We start from the raw sequence: 22,000 nt of genomic DNA on the forward strand, positions 1-22,000 counted from the left end.
GCAATATTGCAACACTGCGCCTGGGGTACTTCCTTGCCCGGGTGCCCTTACGCGTTATAAATGTGAAAAGGGTTGCGAAGTCGGCCCCGGTTTGTTAGCTTTGTGTAAAGCATGGAAGAAGCCAGGTGAGTGAGTTGGTACATATCGTCGGGTCCCTCGAGAACAAGGTGAGCAAGCTGCTGCACAAGCTGGATTTGCTTAAGCAACAGAAGGCCGCCCTCGAAGGAGACCTGCAGGCCCTGCGGGACCAATACGAAGCCGCCCAACGCACCGCCGAAGAGTGGGAGCAGCAATACAACTCCCTGAAAATGGCCCAATCCGTGCTGGGCAGTGAGACCAATAATAAAGAAGCCAAGCTCAAAATAAATGCGTTAATCAGGGAACTGGACCATTGTATCGTCCAGTTGGCTGAATAACAAGGGTTCAGAACCATGACCGAGAGGCTCAAGATAAAGCTATCCATCGCAGACCGCGTCTACCCCCTGACCATAGACCCGGCTCAGGAGGAGGGGTTGCGGAAGGCAGCGAAGAATATTGAGCAGCTTGCGAAGCAATTTGAACAGAATTACGCCGTTAGAGATAAACAGGATGTGCTGGCCATGTGTGCCCTGCAGTTTGCATCCAAAATTGAACAGCGGGGTATAGAAAAACAGGAAGACAACCAGGAGGTAACCGAGCGCCTGCAAGCCCTCGAAGCCCTGGTAACATCCAAACTGAGTACGCTTTAAGTTCTTTTACATAGCATACGGATACTGCCCACATTGGTATTATTTTTTTGACAAACTCAACACTTACATTTTTAAAAAGGGTGAGTTTAGGTTGTAAAAGCAAGCCTTCCTGAAAGGATCCTTGATCAGCCTGTTAGCCCTAAACCTGTTTTTTGGAGTTTGTACAAAACTTCATCAATGTGGGCTTTTTTTTTCGTAGCCGTGCACTCCCTGCCCGCGATACTATAAAACACTACACATGGATCTGACTACTGGTATTATCGCATTGGCAGCAGGCCTTCTGATAGGCTTCCTTATTGCCAAGATGCTCGAAAAGGGCAAAGCTTCCAAAACCATCGCTTCCGCCAAGAAAGAGGCGGCCGCCATCATCAAAAATGCCCAGTCCGAAGGGGAGGGGATCAAGAAAGACAAAATCTACCAGGCCAAGGAGAAATTCCTCGAACTCAAGGCCGAACACGAAAAAGTAATCCTCTCCAAGGACAAGAAAATCTCCGAGGCCGAGAAACGGACCCGCGACAAGGAATCGCAGGTCAGTAGTGAACTGGCCCGCAATAAAAAACTCAACGAGAAGCTGGAGGCCCAGCTTCATGACCTTGACCAGAAGCGGGATTTCTACGAGCGCAAGCAGGAGGAATTGGAGAAACTGCACACCTCCCAGGTACAGCAACTCGAGGTTATTTCCGGCCTCTCTGCCGAGGAGGCGAAGGCGCAGCTCCTGGAATCGCTCAAGGAGAAGGCCAAGTCCGATGCCATGGCGTTTTTACAGACCTCGGTGGAGGAAGCCAAGATGACCGCCCAGCAGGAAGCCAAAAAGATCATCGTCAACACCATCCAGCGCATTGGGACCGAAGAGGCCGTGGAAAACTGCGTGTCGGTCTTTAACCTGGAATCGGACGATGTAAAAGGCCGGATCATTGGCCGTGAAGGCCGCAACATCCGCGCCATAGAGGCGGCAACGGGCGTTGAGATCATCGTAGACGATACCCCGGAGGCCATCATCCTCTCCTGCTTCGATTCGGTACGACGGGAAGTAGCCCGCCTGTCGCTCCACAAACTGGTGACCGACGGGCGCATCCACCCGGCCCGGATCGAGGAAATCGTCCGCAAGACCGAGAAGCAGATCGAACAGGAAATTGTGGAGGTGGGCAAGCGCACGGTAATTGACCTGGGCATCCACGGGCTGCACCCGGAACTCATCCGCCTGGTCGGGCGCATGAAATACCGCTCCTCCTACGGGCAAAACCTCCTGCAGCACTCCCGGGAGGTTGCCAAACTCTGCGGGGTGATGGCGGCCGAACTGGGCCTGAACCCCAAACTGGCCAAACGCGCCGGCCTGCTGCACGATATCGGCAAGGTGCCGATCAGCGAGGTGGATATGGAGACCCCCCACGCCATCCTGGGGATGCAGTGGGCGGAAAAACACGGGGAGAAACCCGAAGTCTGCAATGCCATTGGCGCCCACCACGACGAGGTGGAAATGCAGTCCCTCATTGCCCCTGTGGTACAGGTTTGTGACGCCATTAGCGGCGCCCGCCCCGGCGCCCGCAGGCAGGTACTGGACTCCTACATCCAGCGCCTGAAGGACCTGGAGCAGATCGCCTTTGGTTTTGGCGGCGTCCAGAAGGCCTATGCCATCCAGGCCGGTCGCGAATTACGGGTCATTGTGGAAAGCGAAAAGGTAAGCGATGAAAAGGCTGCCCAGCTTTCCTTCGAGATATCCCAGAAGATCCAGACCGATATGACCTACCCCGGGCAGGTCAAGGTTACCGTAATCCGGGAGACCCGTTCGGTAAACGTAGCTAAATAAACCATTAGATATTGACAAACTGGAAGCCGGCCAGGGGGTCCCCCCTCAGGTCGGCTTCTTTTTCGTGGAGCAGGATGCCGTGCTCCAGCCAGGCTTTCAGGTTGGCCTCCCTGGGACGCCCCCGGCACGAATCAGGATTTCTCAGGTGAATCCGGTAAGGGACTATCCTTCCAAGGGTTTTTATTTTTCCCGCTGTTTTTCATATTCGTAAACAGCGCGTCCCAGTGCAGCGAGAAAAGGGATGCCCACCTCGTCGTATTCGTACTGGTCATCGTTGAATACCCCGTTCTCATTCACCAGCAGGGTGGCGCAAAGGAAGAACTCCACCCCGTATCGGGAGTCGCGGATATACGCTCCGTCCGAAAGGGTACCATAGGCAAACCCCACCTTATTGAAGATTTGCAATTCCCGAGGGATACGGACCTGCCCGTCCCCGAAGATGAAGAACTTGCAGTACCCGTCCGGGTAGATTTCCGGGTCGTACCCGGCCTCCCTCGGGGTAATCTGCATGGCATACCGCAAAAAGTCCAATTGTTCGGGGCTCAGGCGGAAGCGCTCGTGCTCCGGGAATGCCTCGGGGAAGATCACCCGCTTCAGGATGCCGTCCAGGCTGGTCAAGGGCAGGTAATTCTTCAGCCCGAAATCGAAGGGGTGGGCCACCAGTGAGTCTTCACTCATATACCCGGACCCCTTGGTGATCCCGGGCAGGTCCAGGCGCTGCGCTGGCCGGTTGGTGAGAGGCCCAGACTGGAAGGTGGTACTGTCGTTGCGGTAGTAGACCAGGGGTTGGGTGCTGGTGTCGTCCCGGTGGTACCCCAGGCGGTGAGAAAGCCGCACAGGTCCCACCCCGCGGGCGGCGAGGGAGTCGTTAATGGCATCCTGGCCGAGGAATTCGAAGAGGCGGTTATTGGCGTGGTTGTCGCTAACCGCGAAGATTTGCACCAGGTCATCTGCAAAGGACTGCTCCACGCTGTCACCCTCAATGTAATACCGGGTGTCCCGGTCTATGCTGTCTATGGTGGCGAGTTTTTCCAGGGCCAGGACCGCTACCGGGAATTTTACCGTGCTGGCCGGGTAGTAATACACCCTAGGGTCTACCCGGTAGTCGAACGCGTCAAAACGCACCGAGTCGCCTTCGCGCCGTACCTGGGTATACCGGATTTGCAGTTCGTACTTCCCAGGGTCTGCCATGACCCGTGCAATGGCCGGGTCGCTGGATTGCAGGATGGCTGCGAGGGGGTCTTCAGGGGCCGCCTCCTGCCCGCAGCCTAAGAAGAGCCACAGGGACTGGAGCAGGATCGGGATGTGCAAGTAACGGATGAGTCTCATGGCGATTCCACATATATACCCCTATGGGGTTTTAAGGCATCCCGGAGGGTACGGATGGCGCTTTCCGGTACTATCATATAGGCAATGCTGTGTGAGGGCCCGTTATTTTCCGTCCCGGTTTCCGGGTCAAGGCCTTCCAGGGGGTAGGCCTGGAGGTGGTGCAAAAAGTGGGCTGCCGTGGCCGGGGCGTCCGGCCCGCGGAAATCCCAGATCAGTTTTACGGTCCGTTCCATAGGCTGGGTCGGTTACTCCTGCAAAACGGAAGTGCCGGTTTCGGCAAAGCGCTTAAAGTCCTGCAGGTATTTCATCGATTGCTTTTTAAAGGCGCCCGGCATGATCCACCCCATGAGCTTCATCCCCAGGGAAGCAAACTGGAACTCGGATTCGGACACCCACTGGGACCGCGTCGGGTCTACTTCGCGAAAATAGTTTTTCTGGATATTATGCACCCCCTTCACGTCGTAAGTCGTGTGCATTTCATAGGGCATGTTGTGTTTGATGATGGTTTCTACCATGAGCATATGCCTGCGGCCCATGCGGTATTCCAGTTCGGTCTGCGCGCCTTCCTGGCCCGGGGTCCCCGAGAGGTGCTTATATCCGGTTAGCCCCCGTTGCCAGTGCTTCATATTTTCCGGGTTGTCCAGGAGTTTCACCATTTCGTCCCGGGGCAGGTCAATGGTGATTTCGCAGGTGTATTTCATGGGGGCTTGCTTTGGCTTTTAAGATACAAAAAATGGAGGTGTGCGGGCCTACTAAAAATCTGTTAATCCGAAACTCCCCGCTTGCCGGAGCAGTGGTTATTGTTATTTTTGGCGAATGACCCAACCGATGCTGGTTTCCCGTTTGCGGATGGCCGGGCTGCTGGCCCTTATCCTGACGGCTGTTGTGGGGTGTGAATCCCTGTGGAACAAACAGCCGGAGCGCACACCCATTGCCCGGGTCGGGGAGCATTACCTCTACAGGGACGATGTGGCCCCACTGCTTGCCGAGAACCTTTCCAAAGAAGACAGCGCAGCCTTTGTGACCAACCTGATCAATGTCTGGGCTACCCGGCGGTTGCTTATGGATAAAGCCCGGTTGAACCTGCCCCAGGAGCAGATTGCCGAATACGAGAAACTCATTTCGGATTACCGCACCGACCTGTATACCCGGGCCTACAAGGAAGCCCTGGTTGCGGAAGCCTCGGATACCCTGGTCCGGGATTCCGAATTGCAGGCTTTTTACGATGCGGAAAAGGAGAATTTCCGTCTGCAGGAACCCCTTGTCCAAATGCGGTTTGTGGAATTGCCCCGGCAATTCCTCAATACGGACGAGGTACGGGAACGGCTGCGACGCTTTTCGGACCAGGATGTACGATACCTGGATTCTGTAGGCGTGCAGTTCCGCAAGTTGCATTTTAACGACTCCCTTTGGGTTCAGACCTCCCGAGTTATTGCGGAAATCCCCCCTCTTACCGCCGAAAACGCCCCGGAATATTTAAAAAAGTCACAATTTTTTGAACTGGAAGACGAACAGGGGGTATATTTGGCAGAGGTGGTCGATGTGCTCGAAATCAATGACATCGCCCCCCTTTCCTTCATTGAGCCCACCCTTCGTCAGGTACTGTTAAACCGTAGGAAAATGCGCTACCTCAGTACGCTGGAGGCGGATCTGCTCAGCGAGGCGGTACAGCGTAATGAATTTGAGATTTATGAAAAGAATTGAATTGCTATTGCCCCTGTTGCTCCTGGCGGCAGGCGTGGCCAGGGCCCAGGTCAGAGACTCTGTGCCGGACACCCAGATTGAACCCCCTGCGGAGCTTACCCCCCCTGCGGAGATGAGTGAGAACACCGGGGCGCAACAGCGCCAGCGCGTTAAGCTGGATGGGATTGCCGCCGTTGTGGGCGATTATGTGATCCTGGATTCGGATGTGGAAAAAACCCTGATCGACCTGCGGGCCCAGGGTGCCACCGAGTCCGATGTGAACCGCTGCAGCCTGCTGGGTAAACTCCTGGAGGACCGCCTTTACGCCCACCAGGCCGTACAGGACAGTATCCTGGTCTCGGACGAGGAGGTGTACGCCACCAGCGATCGGTATATGCAGGAGTTTGAGCAGCGCCTGGGTTCTGTGGAAAAGGTGCTGGAATTCTACAACAAGGAAAGCGTGGAAGACCTGCGGGAGGAGTTGTTCCAGATCAATAAACTGCAGATGCTTTCCCAGAAGATGCAGCAGGAAATCGTTGGGGAAATCAAGGTAACTCCGGAAGAGGTACGCCAGTTCTTCCAGGCCATCCCGGAAGATGAGAAGCCCGTGTTCGGAGCAGAGCTGGAGATCTCCCAGATCGTTAAAAAGCCGGTTATTCCGGAAGAGGAGAAGCAAAAGGTCATCAACAAGCTACGGGAAATCAAACAGGACGTGGAGGACAATGGAGCCAATTTCCGCGTTAAGGCTATCCTGTTTTCCCAGGATCCCGGATCCAAATCCAACGGTGGGTTTTACAGCATCACCCGCCAGACCCAATTTGTTAAGGAATTCAAGGATGTGGCCTTCAGCCTGCGCGAAGGCGAGATTTCCGAACCCTTTGAAACACAGTTCGGGTACCACATCATCTATATCGAAAAAATCCGGGGTCAGGAAGTGGACCTCCGGCATATCCTGATCCAGCCCGAAGTACCAGCTTCCGCTATGGAAGCGGCTCGGAAGGAGCTAGACACTATACGCAAGCACATCATGGATGGCAAATACACCTTTGCCGAAGCGGCCCGGAATTTCTCGGACGAGAAGGAGACCAAATTTGACGGTGGGTTATTGCGCAACCCCATGAACTTCGATTCCCGTTTTGAGCTGACCAAGATGGACCCCAACCTCTACAACCAGGTGCGCAACCTGAAGGACAACGAGATTTCCCTCCCCATCCGGGAAGATGACCCCAGGGGTGGTCCCTCTACTTACAAAATCCTGATGGTTTCCAACCGGTATGACGAGCATGAGGCCGACTTTGCCCAGGACTACCTGAAGATTCAGGAGCTGGCCCTCAGGGACAAACAGTTTAAGGCCATCCGGGAATGGATACAGGAGCACATAGACGAGACCTATATCAGCGTAAACGGGGAATACAAGTCCTGTTCCTTCGCCAATAACTGGGTAAAAGAATAGTATGTCCGACGTAGCTGCCCTGGAACGGCTGGTGGTAAAACACCAGGAGCTCAAAAGGGAAATCGCGAAAGTAATTGTGGGCCAGCAGGCTGCAGTAGACCAGATATTGTGGTCTATCTACACCGGGGGGCATTCCCTGCTTATCGGGGTACCCGGCCTGGCCAAGACCCTTATGGTCAATACCATTGCCAGGACCCTGGGTCTGGACTTCAAGCGGATCCAGTTTACCCCGGATCTGATGCCTTCGGACATTTTGGGTAGCGAGATCCTGGACGAACACCGCAAGTTCCACTTTGTTAAGGGCCCCGTTTTTGCCAATATCATCCTGGCCGATGAAATCAACAGGACCCCGCCCAAAACCCAGGCAGCCCTCCTGGAAGCCATGCAGGAGAAGGCTGTAACTATTACGGGTCAGCGCTACCAGCTGCCCCGCCCGTATTTCGTTCTGGCCACCCAGAACCCTATAGAGCAGGAGGGGACCTACCCCTTGCCCGAAGCCCAGCTGGACCGGTTTATGTTCGCCATAGAACTTACTTACCCCAGCGTGGAGGAGGAAATCGAGGTGGTAAAGACCACCACAGACGACACCGAACCCGAATTGAAAACCCTTTTCCAGGCCGAGGAACTACTGGAGGTCCAGCACCTGGTGCGGCGGATCCCGGTGGCCGATAACGTTGTGCGCTACGCCGTGGAACTGGCCCAGAAAACACGCCCGGGCCAGCCCGGGGTACCAGACCTGGTTAACGAATACCTGGATTGGGGCGCCGGGCCCCGGGCCTCCCAGAACCTGGTACTGGCTGCCAAGGCCCACGCTGCGGTAGACGGGCGTTTCTCCCCGGATATCTCAGATGTGAAGGCGGTTTCCATGGGCATCCTCAGGCACCGCATCCTCAGGAACTACAAGGCAGAAGCAGAAGGCATTACCGATGCCGATATCATAGGCAAGCTCCTCTGAAACAAAAAAACCGGCCGTTTGGCCGGTTTTCTTCATTTAAAGCTATTCCTAGAAGGCATTGGACCCGATGTCTACCTGGGCAATCACATTCTCCGGCAATTGCTCGGATTGGTAGATGTTGATGTGGCCGTCAAAGGTCATTAGTTCGTCGAAACTAATGGCGGTGCCATTGTCCAGTTGGGTGATGACCGTTTCACTAATCTGGCATTCGCATGCATTCAGGGTAATGGCCACCGCTCCGCCTTCCGCTACACTGTTGTAATGAACTGCGGCAGGGTGCAGGCCTTCAGGGCCGGCCGTGAGTTCAATGTAAATGGTGGAGGTTCCATTGTCGTTTCGGATCAGCTCGGCAGTTCCCGCCGCTCCGGAGCCGTTCGCCGCTACCAGGTTGTAGGTAACGCGTTCTACGGGATCGGGTTCAGGATCGGGGTTGCTGTCGGGATCGGGGGTTTTTCCGTCGTCGCTTTTGCTGCAGGCCAATGCGAGGGATAGCAAAAGCAGCAGCAGGATTTTTGGGGCATTTTTCATTTTCAAAAGGTTAATAGGTACTATAAATGTATTGGGGAAACCTATGGGTAAAGGTATATGTTCCATGAAATACAACTTCTATCGACGAATGAAACTTATCAACCCACTAATCAACTGATTTCCGTAATGAAAGGCGTTTTGGCGGGGCATGGTTTTCCCCGGTTTTCGGGGTCCTGAACAGAAGCCACCCTGTATTGCCGCAATACCGGTTTCCCTGCCAGAGAAGGCCAGGTTTGGACAAGGAAGGCATGCCGAATTTGCCGATTTCACAAATCGGTGGCTCCCGGTCCGATAATAGTTTTAATTCCCTGCTGTTTTTAGTACTTTTGGAGCTATTCGAAACCCGAAAAATTTTAGAGAATGGCATTCGACATAGATATGATCCAAAAAGTCTACCAGGCCATGCCCGGCCGCGTGGACGCTGCCCGCAAACTCGTGGGCAAACCCCTGACCCTCGCGGAGAAAATCCTGTACGCTCACCTTTGGGACGGTACCCCGACCCGGGTTTTTGAAAGGGGAAAGGATTACGTCGATTTTGCCCCGGACCGGGTAGCCTGCCAGGATGCCACGGCCCAGATGGCGCTGCTGCAGTTTATGCACGCCGGAAAACCCAAGGTTGCGGTACCCACAACGGTGCACTGCGACCACCTGATTCAAGCCAAGGTAGGCGCCGAAAAAGATTTAAAGCGGGCCAATGAAACCAGCAACGAGGTCTTTGATTTCCTCGGCTCGGTATCGAATAAATACGGAATCGGCTTCTGGAAGCCCGGAGCAGGGATTATCCACCAGGTGGTCCTGGAGAACTATGCCTTCCCCGGCGGGATGATGATCGGAACGGATTCCCATACCGTAAACGCAGGGGGCCTCGGAATGGTGGCCATAGGCGTAGGCGGCGCCGATGCTGTGGATGTGATGGCCGGGATGGCATGGGAACTTAAATTCCCGAAACTGATCGGAGTAAAACTCACCGGGAAGCTCTCCGGGTGGACCGCCCCCAAGGATGTCATCCTGAAGGTGGCCGATATCCTAACCGTTAAGGGAGGTACCGGTGCCATCATCGAATATTTCGGGGAAGGGGCTACTTCCATGTCCTGTACCGGGAAGGGAACCATCTGCAACATGGGCGCAGAAGTTGGAGCCACAACCTCCACCTTCGGATACGACGACTCCATGGACCGCTACCTGCGCGCCACCGGGCGGGCGGATGTGGCCGATGCTGCCAAAGCGGTGGCGCCATACCTCACCGCAGACCCTGAGGTCTATGCGAACCCGGAGGCCTATTTCGACCAGGTCATAGAGATTGACCTGAATACCCTGGAGCCCCACCTGAACGGGCCCTTTACGCCGGACCTGGCCACTCCCATCTCCAAGATGTCGGAAGCCGCCAGGGAAAACGACTGGCCCCTCAAGGTAGAGGTAGGCCTGATCGGCTCCTGTACCAACTCTTCCTATGAGGATATTTCACGGGCTGCCTCTCTGGCCAAACAAGTGGCTGAAAAGAACTTGAAGACCAAAGCGGACTTCACCATTACCCCCGGTTCCGAGCAGGTGCGCTACACCATAGAGCGGGACGGGTTTATCGATACGTTCAACAACATCGGGGCTACGGTCTTCGCCAATGCCTGCGGACCATGTATCGGGATGTGGGACCGCTATGGAGACAAAGCTGCACAGGGGCCGCGCAACACCATCGTGCACTCCTTTAACCGCAACTTTGCCAAGCGGGCAGACGGCAACCCCAATACGCTCGCGTTTGTGGGGTCACCGGAATTGGTTACGGCCATAGCCATTGCCGGGCGTCTGGATTTTAACCCCTTAACCGACACCCTCATCAATGAAGATGGGCAAGAGGTACGTCTGGATGAGCCTCGGGGCTATGAGTTACCGCCAGAAGGTTTTGCAGTGGAAGACGCCGGATTTGTTGCCCCCATGGCCGATGGCAGCGGGGTGGAAGTAATCGTGGCCGAAGACAGCGAGCGCCTGCAGTTGCTGGAGCCCTTTGAACCCATCCGCCCGGAATCCCTGCAGGGGATGAAGCTTTTGATAAAAGCCTTCGGCAAATGCACCACCGACCATATCTCCATGGCCGGGCCCTGGCTGCGCTTCCGGGGCCACCTGGACAATATTGCCAACAACACCCTTATCGGTGCCGTAAACGCCTTTAACAAGAAGACCAATTTTGTCAAAAACCAGCTCACCGGCGAATATGGCGGAGTCCCCGATACCCAGCGGGCCTACAAGGCCAAGGGGATCAAAACCCTGGTAGTGGGCGACCACAACTACGGAGAGGGGTCCTCCCGCGAGCATGCGGCCATGCAGCCGCGCCACCTCGGGGTGGCTGCCGTACTGGTGAAGTCCTTTGCCCGTATCCACGAAACCAACCTGAAGAAGCAGGGGATGTTGGCGCTGACTTTTGCCAACGAGGCCGATTACGACAAAATCCAGGAAGACGATACCTTCAACTTTGTGGATATCGATGCCTTTGCGCCGGATAAACCGCTTACCATTGAAGTGGTCCATGCCGATGGCAGCACCGATACCATTATCGCCAACCATTCCTATAACAACACCCAGATCCAGTGGTTCCGGGAAGGTTCGGCCCTGAACCTGATTAAAAAGGAAAACGCCTGATGCTAACCTAAAGCCCCCGCCCAGGCGGGGGCTTTTTTTCTATCCCATGGCCCAGATAAAGCGAAAGACCCTCCTGAATATCCTGCTGATAGGCGTGGTCCTGTCTTTTTTTGTCACCCCTCTGGGGCACCACTCCAAGCTCCTGCTAATGGAGCTCTTTGCCTTTGCACCGTCTGAACTGCCACAAGGGGAGCGACCAACCCTGGCTTCCTACGACTGGACCCTGAAAGATGCTTCCTGGGAGTTTTTCAATTTCAGGCAGTCCCAGGATCGGGTTGTAGTCCTGAACTTCTGGGCATCCTGGCGCCTGCCCTGCCTGCCCGAGCTGCGCAGTATGCAGGCCTTATACGAGGACTACGCGGGCAAGGTGGATTTCTACATCATTACCGACGAGGAGCGGGAGCCGGTAGAGGCCTTTATGGAGGAACACGGCTTCACCTTCCCGGTTACCTATCTCATTATTGGCGAGCCCAGCCCGGTTGAGACCCAGGATCCTCCGCGTTCCTATGTCATAGACCGCAACGGGGCCATAGTGGTGGCCGAGGAGGGCATCTCCGACTGGGATTCCCGTAAGGTCCGGGACTTGCTGGACCGGTTGTTACGCCAGTAGGTGCCGTGCCATGCCAGCCATGACCACCATAACGCTATTTCGGTATACCGGTTTGAGCAATCAATTCTGGGCGCTTTCCCAGATGGGCCTGGCCCCCGGAAGGCTTAAGAATGTCCCCGGCCAGACTTTTTTCAAGATGCTGGGCACGGGCCGCTCGGGCTTCAGTACCAGGCCGGACTGGGGGGTGTACGCCTTGTTACAGACCTGGCATGATGAAGGCGATGCCACGCATTTCCTGGATTCCCACACCATAATGTGCGCCTTCCGGGAGCGTGCCTCGGAACACCTGACTCTGTTTATGCGCCCCTTGCGATCCCACGGCAAATGGGATGGCCGCAATCCGTTTGTAGCATCCCCAACAGGTGCCAGCACCGGTCCGGTGGCGGTGCTGACCCGGGCCACCATCCGCAAGCGGTACCTCTACCGGTTTTGGAAGTATGTCCCCTCTGCCCAGCGCCCCCTGGTATCCATGCCGGGGTTACTCTATAGCAAAGGGGTTGGGGAAACCCCATTTATCGACATGGCTACTTTCAGTCTATGGGAAAACGCCGAAGCTATGGAAAGCTATGCCTACGGGACCGATGCGCATAAAGTAGCTATCCGAAAAACCCGGGAGCTGGGATGGTACCGGGAAGAGCTTTTTGCCCGGTTCCTGCCCTACCGCGCGGTAGGAAGCTGGGCCGATATTCCCGACCTGGGACTATTCAGGGAAGGCCCGGATAGTAAAGGGCAAGGGATATAAAGAAGACAAATTGCGCACCCAACAGGTGCAGGGAGAATTCCTGGTTTCCCCGGATTTTCAGGGCATGGTAGCACCCCTGAAAGAGTAGAGCCAACACCAGCCAGCAGATATAATTCCACAGGGGTGGATGCCCCCCGACAAAGGTCCAGTACCCTAGTGCCGGAGCCAGTTGTTCCAGGAAGAAATCCAGACTTACCATCAGCAGCCCGCCGATGAGGACCTGCCAGGCCATGGACAGCTTCCAGTACTGACTCACGCTGCCGCTGGCCATACTTAGCAAGGCCCAGTTGATCCCGATGAGATAGGGCACCCCATCCAGTTTGGGACCGAGGTTCTCGCCGTAGGAATAGGATCCGAACAGGTACCCGGTATGGACCCCAATCCACTCGGCCCCTATGCCGCAAACCACAATCAGGGCAAACAAGCATGACTTTTTCAGGGTGTTCACCGGAAATACCCAGAGGAATAACCCGGCGCAGAGGATCAGGTTCAGGGGTGTTTTGGGAATAAACCACTCGGCCCCGCCCAGCAGGATTCCCACCAGGCCGCTCAGGTGGAACAGCCATATCAGGAAGATACCAGCCTTGGTTCTGTGACGGTTTAACAGGGTAACGAGGTTCTTCATGCGGCGGGAATGGAATCGCTGACGATTTTGGCGGACAACAGGCAAAGCGGAATCCCGCCTCCCGGGTGGACCGACCCTCCTGTAAAGTATAATCCCCGGATTCGGTTACTGAAATTCGGGTGCCGCAGGAAAGCCGCAAAACGGTTGTTGCTGGCGGCCCCGTAGAGGGCCCCGCGGAAGGAACGGGTACGCTCGGATATCCCGGGGGGCGTAAGCACCTTTTCCACTTCAATGAGGGTCTCAAGGGGCTCCCCCAGAATGCGGCTCAGCTTTGCCAGGATGTTTTTACGGGCAGCATTTACCAGGATGTCCCAATCCTGTCCGTAGTCCCCAGGGGCGTTGATCATGACAAACCAGTTTTCGCATCCGGCAGGAGCATCGGCTGGCCGCTCCTTACTGGTGATGTTGATGTAGACCGTGGGGTCCGCAGACAGCCCCCTGGCTTCGAAGATTTGCCTGAATTCCTCCGGGTAGTCTTCACTGAAGAAAATGTTGTGCAGGTCCAGCTGCGGAAATACCTTTCGTATGCCCCAGTAAAAGATCAGTGCAGAGCTGGATCGCTCTTGGGAGAGGGTGCGTTCCGGAGCTGGGTGGTCCGGCAGGAGGTTGCGGTAGGTAGGATAGATGTCCATATTGGATACCACCAGGTCTGCCGGTATTTCAACCCCGCCTGCCCGAATCCCGCAGGCGCGTTTTCCTTTGGTCAGGATTTGGTTTACCGGGGTGTTGAAATGGAAGGTGACCCCCTGCTCGCAGGCCAGCTGGTATAGGCTGTCAGGAATCTGGTGCATCCCCTCCCGGGGGAAGTAAGTGCCCAGGCCCATCTCCAGGTGGGGAATCATAGACATGATGCCAGGAGCCTGATAGGGGTTGGAGCCATTGTAGGTGGCATAGCGGTTGAAAAGCTGTACGAGTTTTGGGCTTTGGAAGTAGGCGCGGTTAACCCCATCGAGGGTGTTAAAAATACCGAGCCCTCCGATACCCGCCAATGCCTTGAGGGTACTGCCTTTCAGGTAGGTCTTGGGTTTATGCAGGGATTGTTCCAGGAAAACAGAGCGGGTCAGTTCGAATTTCCTCCGGTTTTTTTCCAGGTAAGCGGCAATGCGGTCCTCGTCATCCCCGAAAATACAAGCCGCCTCCCTGGCAAAGGAGGCCAGAGGGGCCGGTGCCTGAAACCGGGTACCGTCTTCCCAGAAGTAGTGGCAGAGCGTGTCCTTGCGGATATAGGGAAAATGGTCTTTCGGACTTTTACCGCAAAGCTCGAAAAGCTCTTCCACCAACCCCGGCATGGTAAAGAGGGAAGGCCCCAGGTCGAACCGGTACCCCTGGTATTGTTCGGAGTGCATTTTGCCGCCGGGGTAGGGGTTGGCTTCAAAGACATCCACCTGATATCCCTTACGACGCAGCCGAATAGCCGATGCCAGGCCAGCAATGCCGGAACCTACCACACATGCCTTAGCCATAGGCTGTTATTTCTTGAAATATTTGAAGGGTACGAATAGCATTCCAAAGCATTCCCCATCCTCTTTGCCGAGGTGCTTGTGGTGGATTTTGTGGGCACGGCGGATGCCCCGGGCATACCAATTGTTGGCATTGCGGAACAGCTTGAATCGCTGGTGTATAAAAATGTCGTGTACCAGGAAATACGCTATCCCATAAGCCAGGATGCCCAAACCTATGGGCCATCCCTGCCAGAAGGAGGTGTTGACTGCCGTGGCGATGAAACTCATGGAAACCACGGCATAGAAAATAAAGAAGGCATCGTTGCGCTCAAACCAGGAATCGTGGTCCTTGCGGTGGTGGTCTTTATGCAGGACCCACAGGAAACCGTGCATGATGAACTTGTGGGTAAACCATGCCATAAACTCCATAAAGCAAAAGGTTGCCAGGAAGATTCCGATCCAGAACAGGGTATGCATACTCATACTAAATTTAAACGATATTTTACATAGGAACGCGCCAGCAGCCCCACTTTCTGATAATTGGGAACCCGGATCCGCGTGTGGCGGATTTCCATGGATGGGGTGCGCTGGAGCTTCTTCAGAAGTTTGTGGTAGTAGCGGTAGGCCATGTAAACCCCAAACTTGGATTCGGCCGGGAGTTTAAGGATGCCGGCATAGCCTTTGGCAAAATCTGCCTCGATTTCCGCTACAATCCGATCCTTGGAGGCTTCGTCCAGTTCCAGCAGGTTGGTGTTGGGGAAATAGGTGCGTTCCAGCCCGTCGAAATCCGCTCTCAGGTCGCGGAGGAAGTTGACCTTCTGGAAGGCCGAGCCCAGCGCCATGGCGGAATCCTTGAGTTCCTCATAGCGGACCTGGTCCCCCTTTACAAAGACACACAGGCACATCAGGCCCACAACGTCGGCAGACCCGTAGATGTATTCCTTATACTCCTCCTCGGACCGGTAGACCTTTTTGTGCAGGTCCATCCGCATACTCTTCATAAAGGCATCCACCAGGTGCCTGTGGATGCTATAGCGGTGGTAGGTGGCCTGGAAGGCATTCAGGATGGGGTTCAGGCTAATCTCAGATTTCAGGGCGTGTTCCAGGTCGTCTTCGAACCGCTCCAGTAAGTCAGCCTTATCGAATTCGTGAAAGGAGTCCACGATTTCGTCTGCGAAACGCACAAAGCCGTAAATGTTGTAAATGTCCTGGCGGATACTGGGAGCCAGCATGCGGGTGGCAAGGGAAAACGATGTGCTGTACCGCCGGGTTACGACCTGGCTGCAGCGTTGGGAGACGGTATCGAAGAGAGCTTTCATACGGTGCTGGGTTGCGGGGTTTGCTTCACGATGAGTTCGGAGACCAGTTTCCCGGAGATCAGGGAGGGGGGTACCCCCGGGCCGGGAACTGTGAGCTGGCCCGTAAAATAGAGGTCCTGCACTTTTTTGCTCTGCAGGCCGGGCCTCAGAAATGCGGTTTGCCTCAGGGTATTGGCCATTCCATAGGCATTCCCCTTATAAGAATTATAGCGCTCCATAAAATCGGAGACACAAAAACTTTCCTTGAACAGGATGCTCGAGCGCACCTTTTCTCCCGTGCGGGCCTCAAAGCGGTCCATGATGCGCTGGAAATAGGTTTCCCGCAGCTCCGGGCTGTCCTCCAGGCCCGGGGCCAGGGGAATCAGGAAAAATCCGGCTTCCTTGCCTTCAGGGGCCATCAACGGATCGGTTACCGAGGGGAAGTTGGCATAAAACAGAGGGGCCTCGGGCCACTTGGGAGTATCGTAGATTTCCCGTGCGTGTTGCCCGAAATCGGTATCGAAAAACAGGTTGTGGTGTTTTACACCGCCTATTTTCTGGTCGAATCCCACATAGAATAAGAGGGAGGAGGGAGCAAACGTGCGTTTATCCCAATACGATTCGGAATACTGTCGGTATTCTGGTGGCAAAAGGGTCTCCGTGTGGTGGTAATCCGCCCCACTCAGGACGACATCTGCCTCGAAGAATCCCTGATGCGTATAAACCCCGGTCGCGCGCCCATCGGCTACGGCAATCTGCTGTACGGGGGTATTCATTTCAAACCGGACGCCGAGGGATTTGGCCAGGGAGACCATGGCCTCCACAATCCGGTACATCCCCCCGCGGGGGTGCCAGGTGCCCAGGGCAAAATCCGCATGGTTCATAAAACTGTAAAACGACGGGGTGTCCGACGGCTTGGCCCCCAGGAAGAGGACCGGAAACTCGAGGATAGAAACCAGTTTCGGGTTTTTAAAATCCCGTCGCACATCCCGGCTGATGGTGCTGAAAAAGCGGCCTACCCGCTGGACGGTATCGAGGCTAACCAGTTCCAGGGGCGATTGCCCTGGTTTGTAGACCATCTTGTTGATGGCGATATCGTAATGGTCGGCAGCCCGTTCCATGAACCGCTTCAGCGGCTGGGAACTCCCGGGTTCTATGCGTTCGAACTCGGCCTGGATCTTCTCCATGCTATCCCCGATGGTCACCACCTCGTCTTCGAAGATGATCTGGTAACCGGGGTCCAGGCGGTCCAGGGTATAATAGTCTGACACCTGTTTGCCGAAATCCTCAAAAAAGCGTTGAAAAATATCGGGCATCCAGTACCAGCTGGGTCCCATATCGAAGGTAAACCCATCGCGTACCAGTTGGGAGGCCCTGCCCCCAGGCTGTTCGTTTTTCTCCAGGACAGTAACCTGGTGGCCTTCCCGGGCCAGGTAACAGGCCGCTGAAAGGCCGGAAAACCCGGATCCGATAATCGCAACGCGCTTCTCCATGGGACTTAAATTAAGGCTTAAACTTCATCCAGCAAGTGCTCGATGGAATTAAATGCTCGGAAATGCTCAGGCAGGTCCTTTTCCAGTAACTGTTCGGCTTGTCTGCCGAGAATCCACAGGTGGGCCGGGGAATCGGTCATCAGGTGCTCCCGGAAGTCGTCCAGGTAACTTTGCAGGCCGTCGGCTGTTGGGGAAACCGTAAAATAAGATATAAAATACGGCTCGTCGTAGTAATTCTTCAGGTCCGGCAGATTCTCCAGAGGGATGGTCTGCCCCAGGTAAATGGTCCGGTACCCGCGCAGGACCAGCTCGTAATTGACAAAGAGCAGGCCAATCTCGTGGATTTCATTCTCGGGGAGGTAGAGTACAAAGACCTTGTCTGTTTTGGTGGGCTCAATAGTCTGAAGCTTCTCCGTACAGGTGTAGATTTTTTGTTTAATCAGGTGGGTAATGAAATGCTCGTGTGCAGGACCGATCGTATCGGTTTGCCAGAGCAGGCCCAACTCATGCAGTAGCGGGATAAAGACATCCCAGAAAATCTCCCGGAAGGACCTTTCGGACAAAAGCCCGGCGAAGGTTTTCTGGAAGAGGCCCTGATCAAAATTGATCATGGCGAGCTTCAGGGCATTTATCGCATGGCTTTTCACCGTACTCTGAGCTACAATTTCCCTGACGTGAACCGGGATCTCGCCTTCCGGAATTTCTGCAATCTTGGAAATCTTATACCCGTTGTTGTACAACAGGGTAATGTTTAACAGTTTCTGGAGGCTTTTGAGGCTGTAGGTCCGGATATTGGTGGCTGTACGCTCGGGTTCCAGCAGGTTGTATCGCTTTTCCCAAATCCGTATGGTATGGGCCTTGATACCGGTCAGGTTTTCAAGGTCTCGGATACCAAAGGATTTTTTAACACTGTTCATTTTTTCAGCTCAAATATTAAACAAAAGTATCAAAAATATGGGAACACTACCTTTAGGAATCGTTAAAATTCTGTGGGAACTGCTTTAAAATCCGCAGGTCCCTTCATAAAGTGCTGCAAAACGCCGGCTTGATCCGCCGGTTGCGTGGGAATTTGCTAAAAACGCCGGTCCGGGTGGAAGGCGTCCAAAGCCATGGACGCAGGTTTCTCCGAAATGATTTCTGAGATAAGCTTCCCTGTAATAGGCCCCAGGCTCCAACCCATCATGGCATGTCCGGTGGCCAGGGTGAGGTTTTCCCATTTAGCAGGACGGCCGATGTAGGGCAACCCGTCCGGACTTACAGGCCTGAGCCCGCATTTAGCCGCGGCCAAATCCGGTTCGGTGACCTTGAAATCCTCATAATACGTCTCAGCTGCCCTGGCGATAGCCCTCACCCGGTTCTCCCGGATTTGGTGATTAATTCCGGAGAGTTCCATGGTCCCGGCCAGACGGGTGAACCCTTCCATGGGGGTGACAGCCACCTTGGTTTCCATCAATACAGCCGGCAGGCGTACAGGTGTCTGGCCCTTAATATCTATGCGATACCCCTTTCCGGCCTGCAGGGAAAGGCGAAGCCCGAGTCTTTTGGCGAGTAGCGGGCTCCAGGAGCCGGAAGCCAATACCACTTCGTCTGCGAAGACCTCGCCTTCGGGTGTCTGCACACTGCGGATATGTCCTCCCGCCGTCTTAAAGCCAGTGGCTTCGGTATTAACCCGGATCGCAACACCCTTTTCTTCCAGAGATTTGCGCAACAGGGGCATAAGCTGGGTAGGGGTTGTATGGGCGTCGCAATGGTAATGGAATGCCCCTTCAATCTCCGGGCGCAAACCCGGCTGAAGGGAGTCGAGGGCTGTCCGGGATAATTCCTCTGCTTCCAGGCCCAGGTCCCGGGCCCAGGCCATGACTTCTGATTCGGCGCGTCTGGCTGCATCTGTTCTGAAGATCATCAGCAGGCCGTTTTTTTCCAGTTGGAACGGCCCCAGGTCTCCACTGGAATGCATTTCCTCGTACAGGGCCTTGCTCAGCAGGTTGATCTCGGCGATGACCGGCAGGGCGCGGGCCACCTTCGAAGCCGTGGAGGAGCGGTGGAAGTACCAGGCCCAGCGTAAAAAATCGGCATTGAGCCTCGGTTTAAGGTAGAAAGGGCTGCTGCTGTTGAACATCCACTTCAGCCCCTTGGCCATGACTCCTGGGGCCGCCAGGGGAACGATATGGCTTGGGGTTAGGTACCCGGCATTCACGTAGGAGGCCCCGCCATCCATAGAGGAGCGGTCCAGAACGGTTACCTGGTGTCCTTCTTTTTTCAGGTAATAGGCCGAGCAGAGCCCCATGATGCCCCCTCCGATTACAACTACATGTTTTGCCATAGCCGTTGAATTGGTAGGGCTAATGTACGAATTGCCCGGTTTCATTGGCCGAAACAGTATGGAATTTGGAAGGGGGTATTTGGGGGCGCATGGGATGTGGGGATTCAGAAAAAGAGGACGAATCACAAAGGGGAATGCCCCAAATCCCCGGATGCAAGGTACACGCCTTCCCCGCACCTCCATTGCAGCTCTTTTAAATTCTTAGGGGTTTGTTCCCGACACCTATCGGGTTGGCATGTTCATCTGGAGTACCTCCCCCGATAGCTATCGGGGTCGGTGCTCCAGAATGTGCTCCCGCATGAAAATGCAAACCCTGCACTGGCTCTGCCAGTGCGGTTTTGTTTTCCCGGTCCCCTTACAAAAGCTTGCTTTTGACGGGTCCCGGAAAAACAAAACCCCGCTCTCATGCGAGAGCGGGGTTTTCGCTTTAAGTGACCACGACTGGAGTCGAACCAGCACGTCCTGAGGACACTACCCCCTCAAGGTAGCGCGTCTACCAATTCCGCCACGTGGCCCTGAAATTAGCGGCACAAATATAACCCCCTTTTTGTATCCCGCCCAAACCTTTTCCAAGGTTTTCTGAAAATTCCGTCCAACGGGCATGGAGGCTGATCTAAATCAGGGAATTGGGCCTTTTAAAGATGTACCTTCGGGAAAAGCACATACGCTGATGCTCACTCGGTATCTGCCATGGTTTATTTTGTTGGCGTTGCTGGCTGAAATTCTGGGGACGGTCGGGGGCTTCGGGTCTTCCGTCTACTTCGTGCCCATGGCCAATTTCTTCATGGATTTCCAGTCCGTGCTGGGGATTACGGCCTTGTACCACCTGGCGAGCAACCTCAGTAAGATCGGGTTTTTCCGTAAAGGGATCGATAAATCGCTGATCCTGTACATGGGAATCCCGGCTGTGGTGCTGGTTTCGGCCGGGGCATGGATGAGTCGCTGGATTGACCCGGAGTCGCTGAGTATGGTCCTGGGGGTCTTCCTGCTGGTGTTCTCCCTGGTATTTCTAATCCGGCGTGACCTTAAGGTGAAGCCCGATGGGAAGAATGCCCTGATAGGGGGAGCCCTTTCGGGGTTCCTGGCTGGTATTTTGGGAACCGGAGGGGCGGTACGCGGTGCGGTGATGACTACCTATAACCTGTCCAAGGAGCGATTCATCGCTACTTCGGCAGTCATCGATCTGGCTGTTGATGTCAGCCGGACCCTGGTTTATGCCAACAACGGGTATATCCACAAACACGATCTGTACCTGGTGCCCTTTCTGATTGTGGTAAGCGTTGTGGGCACGTATATCGGGAAAAAAATACTGCAGCGGATTACCCAACAGCAGTTCAGGAAGTTTGTGTTGTTCCTGCTACTGCTCATAGGCCTGGTCACCCTGGTTTACCATGTACCGGGCGTCTTGGGTTGGATTCGGGTAGCAGATTGAGAATCGGTGCATTTATATGTTTTTGTGATGGTGGAATTTATCGATTATTACAAGGTTCTGGAACTCGGCCAATCGGCCAGTGAAAAAGAGATCAAAAAGGCCTACAGGAGGCTGGCGCGGAAGTACCATCCGGACTTGAACCCGGGCGATGCGGAAGCCGAGCGGCGATTTAAGCAGGTCAACGAGGCCCATGAGGTACTGAGCGACCCGGAGAAACGCAAGAAATACGACCAGTACGGCAAGGACTGGGAACACGCCGAGGCCTTCGAGGCGCAGCGGAAAGCCCGGCGGACCCGTGGTACGGGAGGGGCTCATACCCACAGTGGCAGTGGCGAGGGAGACTTTTCGGACTTTTTCGAATCGATGTTCGGGGGGTTCTCCCGTTCCGGTTCACGCCAGGCCAGGGGGTTTAAGGGGCCCGACCTGTCGGCAACCCTGGAACTGGACTTGCAGCAGGCCTACCGCACGCACAAACGGACCCTGGACCTGGGCGGCAAACAAATCCGCATCACTATTCCTGCGGGGGTGGAAAACGGGCAGACGATACGGATCAAGGGCCATGGCGGGCCTGGCCTGAACGGTGGGCCGGATGGTGACCTCTACATTACCTTCAGTATCCGGAACCAAAGCGGTTTCACCAGGGAAGGCCCGCAGCTGTACAAAACCGTTCGGGTTCCTCTTACTACAGCCGTCCTTGGAGGTACCTTAACTATCGACACCTTCGATGGGCAGGCCCGGTTAAAGGTCAAACCGCTTACCCAGAACGGGACCCGGGTGAAACTCAAAGGCAAAGGGTTCCCGTTTTATAAGGAAGAAGGCGTTTATGGGGACCTGGTGGTTTCCTACGAGGTGGCCCTGCCCACACAGCTTACGGACCGTCAGAAAGCCTTGTTCGAACAGCTAAAAGAGACGCAACTCTGA

At 55.0% G+C, this 22,000-nt stretch carries 22 protein-coding genes, 1 tRNA gene and 1 other RNA gene; 12 read left to right on the forward strand and 12 right to left on the reverse strand.

Annotation, left to right across the window (positions count from 1 at the left end; genetic code table 11):
* Window positions 1-125 precede the first annotated feature (125 nt).
* The 4 genes from CA832_RS12085 (at window position 126) to rny (ending at window position 2,535) form a co-directional block, all read left to right on the forward strand.
* A complete protein-coding gene (locus tag CA832_RS12085; RefSeq protein WP_088341861.1) occupies window positions 126-416 on the forward strand; it encodes a hypothetical protein in 291 nt (96 codons plus the stop codon).
* Between the two features lie 15 nt (window positions 417-431).
* Window positions 432-728: a cell division protein ZapA gene (locus CA832_RS12090; RefSeq protein ID WP_088341862.1), complete on the forward strand. Its 297-nt coding sequence runs from the start codon at window positions 432-434 to the stop codon at window positions 726-728.
* A gap of 54 nt (window positions 729-782) precedes the next feature.
* Window positions 783-889, forward strand: a non-coding RNA gene (gene ssrS, locus CA832_RS12095) — 6S RNA.
* A gap of 77 nt (window positions 890-966) precedes the next feature.
* Entirely contained in the window at window positions 967-2,535 is a 1,569-nt protein-coding gene (rny, locus tag CA832_RS12100) for a ribonuclease Y (RefSeq protein WP_088341863.1), read from the forward strand.
* 180 nt (window positions 2,536-2,715) lie between these two features.
* Here rny and CA832_RS12105 read toward each other — a convergent pair whose 3' ends face one another.
* The 3 genes from CA832_RS12105 to CA832_RS12115 are packed head-to-tail and all read right to left on the reverse strand — an operon-like array spanning window position 2,716 to window position 4,565.
* On the reverse strand, window positions 2,716-3,864 hold the full coding sequence (locus tag CA832_RS12105; protein WP_088341864.1) for a serine hydrolase: 1,149 nt from the start codon (window positions 3,862-3,864) through the stop codon (window positions 2,716-2,718).
* Complete coding sequence (locus CA832_RS12110) at window positions 3,861-4,097, reverse strand: hypothetical protein (RefSeq protein ID WP_088341865.1); 237 nt, start codon at window positions 4,095-4,097, stop codon at window positions 3,861-3,863. The genes CA832_RS12105 and CA832_RS12110 overlap by 4 nt, the downstream gene beginning before the upstream one ends.
* 12 nt (window positions 4,098-4,109) lie before the next feature.
* Window positions 4,110-4,565 (reverse strand): SRPBCC family protein, encoded by a 456-nt coding sequence (locus tag CA832_RS12115; RefSeq protein ID WP_088341866.1) that lies wholly within the window; start codon window positions 4,563-4,565, stop codon window positions 4,110-4,112.
* Between the two features lie 115 nt (window positions 4,566-4,680).
* Here CA832_RS12115 and CA832_RS12120 point away from each other — a divergent pair, with 115 nt between their 5' ends.
* The 3 genes from CA832_RS12120 to CA832_RS12130 are packed head-to-tail and all read left to right on the forward strand — an operon-like array spanning window position 4,681 to window position 7,955.
* The gene (locus CA832_RS12120) at window positions 4,681-5,568 is read left to right on the forward strand and encodes a peptidyl-prolyl cis-trans isomerase (RefSeq protein ID WP_233131797.1); all 888 of its coding nucleotides are present in this window, start codon (window positions 4,681-4,683) and stop codon (window positions 5,566-5,568) included.
* Window positions 5,555-7,000, forward strand: a complete 1,446-nt coding sequence (locus CA832_RS12125; RefSeq protein WP_233131798.1) for a peptidylprolyl isomerase — start codon at window positions 5,555-5,557, stop codon at window positions 6,998-7,000. The genes CA832_RS12120 and CA832_RS12125 overlap by 14 nt, the downstream gene beginning before the upstream one ends.
* Before the next feature lies 1 nt (window position 7,001).
* Window positions 7,002-7,955 (forward strand): AAA family ATPase, encoded by a 954-nt coding sequence (locus tag CA832_RS12130; protein ID WP_088341869.1) that lies wholly within the window; start codon window positions 7,002-7,004, stop codon window positions 7,953-7,955.
* Between the two features lie 48 nt (window positions 7,956-8,003).
* On the opposite strand, the gene CA832_RS12135 is transcribed toward CA832_RS12130, so the two are convergent.
* Window positions 8,004-8,483, reverse strand: a complete 480-nt coding sequence (locus tag CA832_RS12135; RefSeq protein ID WP_088341870.1) for a hypothetical protein — start codon at window positions 8,481-8,483, stop codon at window positions 8,004-8,006.
* Window positions 8,484-8,843: 360 nt separating this feature from the next.
* On the opposite strand from CA832_RS12135, the gene CA832_RS12140 reads away from it, so the two are divergent.
* From CA832_RS12140 to CA832_RS12150, 3 genes are read left to right on the forward strand one after another with little or no spacing between them, the layout of a single operon-like run.
* Entirely contained in the window at window positions 8,844-11,114 is a 2,271-nt protein-coding gene (locus CA832_RS12140) for an aconitate hydratase (protein ID WP_088341871.1), read from the forward strand.
* Window positions 11,115-11,160: 46 nt separating this feature from the next.
* Window positions 11,161-11,724: a TlpA family protein disulfide reductase gene (locus tag CA832_RS12145; protein WP_088341872.1), complete on the forward strand. Its 564-nt coding sequence runs from the start codon at window positions 11,161-11,163 to the stop codon at window positions 11,722-11,724.
* Window positions 11,725-11,776: 52 nt separating this feature from the next.
* Window positions 11,777-12,466: a DUF3291 domain-containing protein gene (locus tag CA832_RS12150; RefSeq protein WP_143542387.1), complete on the forward strand. Its 690-nt coding sequence runs from the start codon at window positions 11,777-11,779 to the stop codon at window positions 12,464-12,466.
* Here the strand turns inward: CA832_RS12150 and CA832_RS12155 are convergent.
* The 8 genes from CA832_RS12155 to CA832_RS12190 all read right to left on the reverse strand — a co-directional run bounded on the left by CA832_RS12155 (window position 12,429) and on the right by CA832_RS12190 (window position 20,162).
* A complete protein-coding gene (locus CA832_RS12155) occupies window positions 12,429-13,091 on the reverse strand; it encodes a carotenoid biosynthesis protein (RefSeq protein WP_088341874.1) in 663 nt (220 codons plus the stop codon). The two genes, CA832_RS12150 and CA832_RS12155, sit on opposite strands and share 38 nt — an antisense overlap.
* A complete protein-coding gene (gene crtD / locus CA832_RS12160; RefSeq protein WP_088341875.1) occupies window positions 13,088-14,554 on the reverse strand; it encodes a 1-hydroxycarotenoid 3,4-desaturase CrtD in 1,467 nt (488 codons plus the stop codon). Before crtD ends, CA832_RS12155 begins: the two co-directional genes overlap by 4 nt.
* Window positions 14,555-14,560: 6 nt before the next feature.
* Window positions 14,561-15,010: a sterol desaturase family protein gene (locus tag CA832_RS12165; protein WP_088341876.1), complete on the reverse strand. Its 450-nt coding sequence runs from the start codon at window positions 15,008-15,010 to the stop codon at window positions 14,561-14,563.
* A gap of 2 nt (window positions 15,011-15,012) precedes the next feature.
* A complete protein-coding gene (locus CA832_RS12170; protein WP_088341877.1) occupies window positions 15,013-15,852 on the reverse strand; it encodes a phytoene/squalene synthase family protein in 840 nt (279 codons plus the stop codon).
* Window positions 15,849-17,324, reverse strand: coding sequence for a phytoene desaturase family protein (locus tag CA832_RS12175; protein WP_088341878.1), 1,476 nt, complete (start codon window positions 17,322-17,324; stop codon window positions 15,849-15,851). The genes CA832_RS12170 and CA832_RS12175 overlap by 4 nt, the downstream gene beginning before the upstream one ends.
* 17 nt (window positions 17,325-17,341) lie before the next feature.
* A complete protein-coding gene (locus tag CA832_RS12180) occupies window positions 17,342-18,241 on the reverse strand; it encodes a MerR family transcriptional regulator (RefSeq protein WP_088341879.1) in 900 nt (299 codons plus the stop codon).
* Between the two features lie 155 nt (window positions 18,242-18,396).
* Window positions 18,397-19,647: an NAD(P)/FAD-dependent oxidoreductase gene (locus CA832_RS12185; RefSeq protein WP_088341880.1), complete on the reverse strand. Its 1,251-nt coding sequence runs from the start codon at window positions 19,645-19,647 to the stop codon at window positions 18,397-18,399.
* A gap of 432 nt (window positions 19,648-20,079) precedes the next feature.
* Window positions 20,080-20,162: transfer RNA gene (locus CA832_RS12190), tRNA-Leu, on the reverse strand.
* Between the two features lie 155 nt (window positions 20,163-20,317).
* Between CA832_RS12190 and CA832_RS12195 the strand changes: the two genes are divergently transcribed.
* Window positions 20,318-21,079, forward strand: coding sequence for a sulfite exporter TauE/SafE family protein (locus CA832_RS12195; protein ID WP_088341881.1), 762 nt, complete (start codon window positions 20,318-20,320; stop codon window positions 21,077-21,079).
* 30 nt (window positions 21,080-21,109) lie between these two features.
* A complete protein-coding gene (locus CA832_RS12200) occupies window positions 21,110-22,000 on the forward strand; it encodes a DnaJ C-terminal domain-containing protein (RefSeq protein ID WP_088341976.1) in 891 nt (296 codons plus the stop codon).

Source organism: Robiginitalea sediminis, from assembly GCF_002198115.1.
GTDB classification, from domain to species: Bacteria; Bacteroidota; Bacteroidia; order Flavobacteriales; family Flavobacteriaceae; genus Robiginitalea; species Robiginitalea sediminis.